The sequence below is a fragment of the Deltaproteobacteria bacterium genome, assembly GCA_012522415.1.
Classification (GTDB): Bacteria; Desulfobacterota; Syntrophia; order Syntrophales; family JAAYKM01; genus JAAYKM01.
This window is the reverse complement of record JAAYKM010000115.1, coordinates 1-3,544: the sequence shown is the minus strand read 5'-3', so window position 1 is coordinate 3,544 and position 3,544 is coordinate 1. Positions and strand designations below refer to the sequence as shown.

General features: G+C 52.2%; 5 protein-coding genes and 1 tRNA gene. All 6 read right to left on the bottom strand.

What is annotated here, in order from left to right; translation table 11 throughout:
* Positions 1 to 52 precede the first annotated feature (52 nt).
* Positions 53 to 256: a hypothetical protein gene (locus tag GX147_09330; GenBank protein NLN60880.1), complete on the bottom strand. Its 204-nt coding sequence runs from the start codon at positions 254 to 256 to the stop codon at positions 53 to 55.
* On the bottom strand, positions 253 to 690 hold the full coding sequence (locus GX147_09325; GenBank protein NLN60879.1) for a permease: 438 nt from the start codon (positions 688 to 690) through the stop codon (positions 253 to 255). The genes GX147_09330 and GX147_09325 overlap by 4 nt, the downstream gene beginning before the upstream one ends.
* A gap of 74 nt (positions 691 to 764) precedes the next feature.
* Positions 765 to 1,133, bottom strand: coding sequence for a PadR family transcriptional regulator (locus GX147_09320; GenBank protein ID NLN60878.1), 369 nt, complete (start codon positions 1,131 to 1,133; stop codon positions 765 to 767).
* 239 nt (positions 1,134 to 1,372) lie between these two features.
* Positions 1,373 to 1,448 (bottom strand) — tRNA-Ala (locus tag GX147_09315).
* Positions 1,449 to 1,485: 37 nt separating this feature from the next.
* Positions 1,486 to 2,523, bottom strand: a complete 1,038-nt coding sequence (locus GX147_09310; protein NLN60877.1) for an aminotransferase class I/II-fold pyridoxal phosphate-dependent enzyme — start codon at positions 2,521 to 2,523, stop codon at positions 1,486 to 1,488.
* A partial coding sequence (locus GX147_09305; protein ID NLN60876.1) for a diaminopropionate ammonia-lyase occupies positions 2,520 to 3,544 on the bottom strand: 1,025 nt, incomplete at its 5' end. The genes GX147_09310 and GX147_09305, both read right to left, overlap by 4 nt.

The window sequence follows — 3,544 nt, the reverse complement described above, 5'->3', positions numbered from 1 at the left end:
TTCCAAATGCTAACGCAATCCCTGCACCTTTGATCCCGGAGCCGGCGCCTACTCATTTCTGAACCTTATCTTTTGGAATCCATGTTTCCATCAAACCCATAAGAATGAAAACCGGAGGCATGATCAAGGCCATTTCCTTAAAGTAATCCCATGTGACCAAAGAGGAACGAACGGCCGTATCCGGCATCCAAATAGCCAGTCCGATAAACACGATCAAAATCAAAATGGGTGCTGTGAAATTCTTAATGCTTTTCATGACAGCAGCACCCCCATGATCCCGGCAATAACCAGAGCCGCAAGAAACCCGAACCCATTACGAAGCAGGGTGAATTTTTTGCCGAGCTCCTTCGCTTCCATCGGCGCTGTCACGATTCCAACCATGACCAATGTTGTCACGAATGCCGAGATGGTCATCACAGTCGCACCGGAACGCAACAGTGATCCGGCAAGCGGAAATGCCACCAACGAGGGGATCAAGGTAATTGCGCCGATAACGGACGCGAAAATCGTCGCTGTAAATCCGGCTTCAGAACCGACAAGCCTTGTAATTGTTTCGGGTGTTAAAGTTCCAAGCGTCAAGCCCACGATACCAAGGACAGTCAGCAAACTGGGCGCGGACTTGAGAGATGCTTTGCCGGCGATCCTGAATGCTTTCTTTGTTTTTTCCTTACTTTTGGCCAACGAAGCGATCAAGCCTATTGCCAGTAAAATGTAAATCGTTATGATTGTAGTCATGCATTCACCTTCTTGCTTTTATATCTTGATCATATGATCTTCTCGCCATACATACTGATGAGCGATTCGATTCTTGATTTTCGGACCCTGAGTATTTTGATCCATTCGTCCAATTCGCTTTTGCGTTTTGCTGTGATTTCGTAAACAAGTCTCTTCGGGCCTTGCCCCCCTTCTTCCCATTGCGAAGTCTCAAGGCCTTCATTTTCCATTTTTCTTAATGTCCGATACAATGTGCTCATGTTCAGACCGGCTTCGGAAAAACCAAAGGATGCCAGTTGCTCGATAAGTCCATAGCCATACCCTATTTCATCATATAACAGCAACAGCAGACAAACTTCCAGGAATCTTTCCATGTGATGGGGTTTGCCATTGCAAAAAAATGTCCTATTGTCTTTCAACGTTTCACCTCCGCAGTACTATATTCTTTATACATATAGTCTTGTTGCACTTAGTTTACCCTTTCTTGATAGGCCTGTCAATATCAAAATACCGGGTCCGGCGCCTGCTTCCTCGGCAGGCTGGGACCGCTCCCTGCGGGAAAGTCCGCAGGACTTTCCCGCCACGGTCGCGCCCTTTCGGGTTCGCTCCCCCTCTCTCCTACCAAACACAAAGAACGCCGAAAACGGCGTTCTGCGTTTGGTGGAGAATAGGGGGATCGAACCCCTGACCTCATGATTGCGAACCATGCGCTCTCCCAGCTGAGCTAATTCCCCGTAGGAGCGGGGCTTTCCGGAGCCCCGCCTGAATATGTTACATCATTTTTTTGATATCCGCAAGCAGGGAATCCACATTTTCTTCTTTGGTGGCCCAGGAGGTGCAAAAACGGATGGCACTGTGATCCTTATCAATGCGTTTTTCATAAGAAAAGCCGTAATTTTCGGCGATCCGGGGCAACAACTCGTCGGGGAAGATGGGGAACTGCTGATTGGTGGGGCTGTCCATCAAAAAGGAGATGCCCATATCCGTCAAGCCGTTTTTGATCTTCATGGCCATGGCGATGGCGTGGCGGGAAAGCTTCATGTACAGATCGTCGGTGAATAACCCGATATATTGCAGGGCCAGCAGACGGCCTTTGGCAAACATGCCGCCGTTCTGCTTGATGATGTAGCGAAAATCCTTTTTCAGGTCTTCGTTGCGGATCACCACCGCTTCACCGAACAGCGCCCCCTGCTTGGTACCGCCGATATAAAAGACATCGCACACCTCAGTCAGGAACGGGAGATCCAGGTCATTGCCGGGTGCGGCCAGCCCATAGCCCAGGCGGGCGCCGTCCAGGAACAGATACAGATCGTATTCATCGCAGACCCGACGCAAGTCCAACAGTTCCTGCCGGGTATAAATCGTGCCCATTTCCGTGGGACTGGACACGTAGACCATTTTCGGCTGTACGATGTGTTCGAAGGCTTCATCGTGGAAATGCTCGTAACAGTAGTCCGCCACCTGTTGAGCATCGATCTTTCCGTTTTCCCCGGGCAGCGCCAGGACTTTGTGGCCGTGGGCCTCGATGGTTCCCGTCTCGTGACGGTTGATATGACCGGTGTCTACGGAAATGACTCCTTGATGTGTTCGAAGCGCCGAGGAAATGATCGTCATATTCGTTTGCGTCCCCCCCACCAGGATATGTACATCCACATCCTCGGAACCGCAGGCCTGTCGGATCAGACGCCGGGCTTCTGTGGTATACGCATCCTCGCTGTATCCTTCGTGCTGCTCCATGTTGGTGTCGTTCATGAGCTTCATGATCGCGGGATGCGCGCCTTCGTTGTAATCGCAGTAAAACATAATCATACTATCGTTTTCCCTTTCTCTTCCTTTGCTTCTTTCGCCCAGGCGCCTTCCCAGACGATCCTTCTGTAATTGACCTGATCCGTATCTCCTTCCGTGCTGAAACACAGTACCGCAGAATCGGCGTCCATTGCCAAAGCCGTCCGTAGATCTTTGTATCGTTCATCGAGCATCAGATGGTAACAAAGCCCCACCCCTACAGCACCGGATTCGCCGGAGATCACCCGAGGGTCTCCCGGGACCGGCGCCGCCAGGATCCGCATGCCCGTTGCCGTTACGGGATCCTCTAAAGAAATGAATCCTTCCGTGTGATCCCGCAGGATCGGCCATCCCAGATTCGTAGGTTCCCCACAGGCCAGTCCGGCCATAATCGTATCCATTTCGCCGCTTACGAGATGAAGACTGCCGTCATCGGCCGCCGCCGTCCGATAGTAACAGTCCGCCTGATCCGATTCAATAATGATGACTTTCGGACGATCCGCCCCGTAGACGTCTGCGAGGAGACCCGTCACGGCAGCAGCCATGGAGCCTACGCCGGCCTGCAAAAAAACATGAGTGGGCTTGATCTTCCGGGCTTCCAGTGCTTCGAAGCACTCCAGGGCCATCACTGCATATCCCTGCATGATCCACAGAGGAATATCCGTATAGCCTTCCCAGTCCTTGTCCTGTACCGTCACCCAGCCGTTTTTTTCGGCAAGCGCCGCTGCCATACGGATCGTGTCATCGTAGTTCAGGTCCGTGATCGTTGCCTCCGCACCCAGTGCGCGGATATGGGCCAGCCGCTCCGGCGAGGATCCCTTCGGCATAAAGATCACGCATTTCTGACCCAGTTTTTGGGCGGTCCATGCGACACCTCTCCCGTGATTGCCGTCGGTGGTGGAAGCAAAAGTGATCTCGCCCAGCTGCTTCCTGATCTCAGGGGAGATCATGGTTTCGTAAGGTAGTTCCCGTATGTCCGATCCCAATCTATGGGCCAGGTACGTCCCGATGGCATAGGCGCCGCCCAGTCCTTTAAAGGAATTGA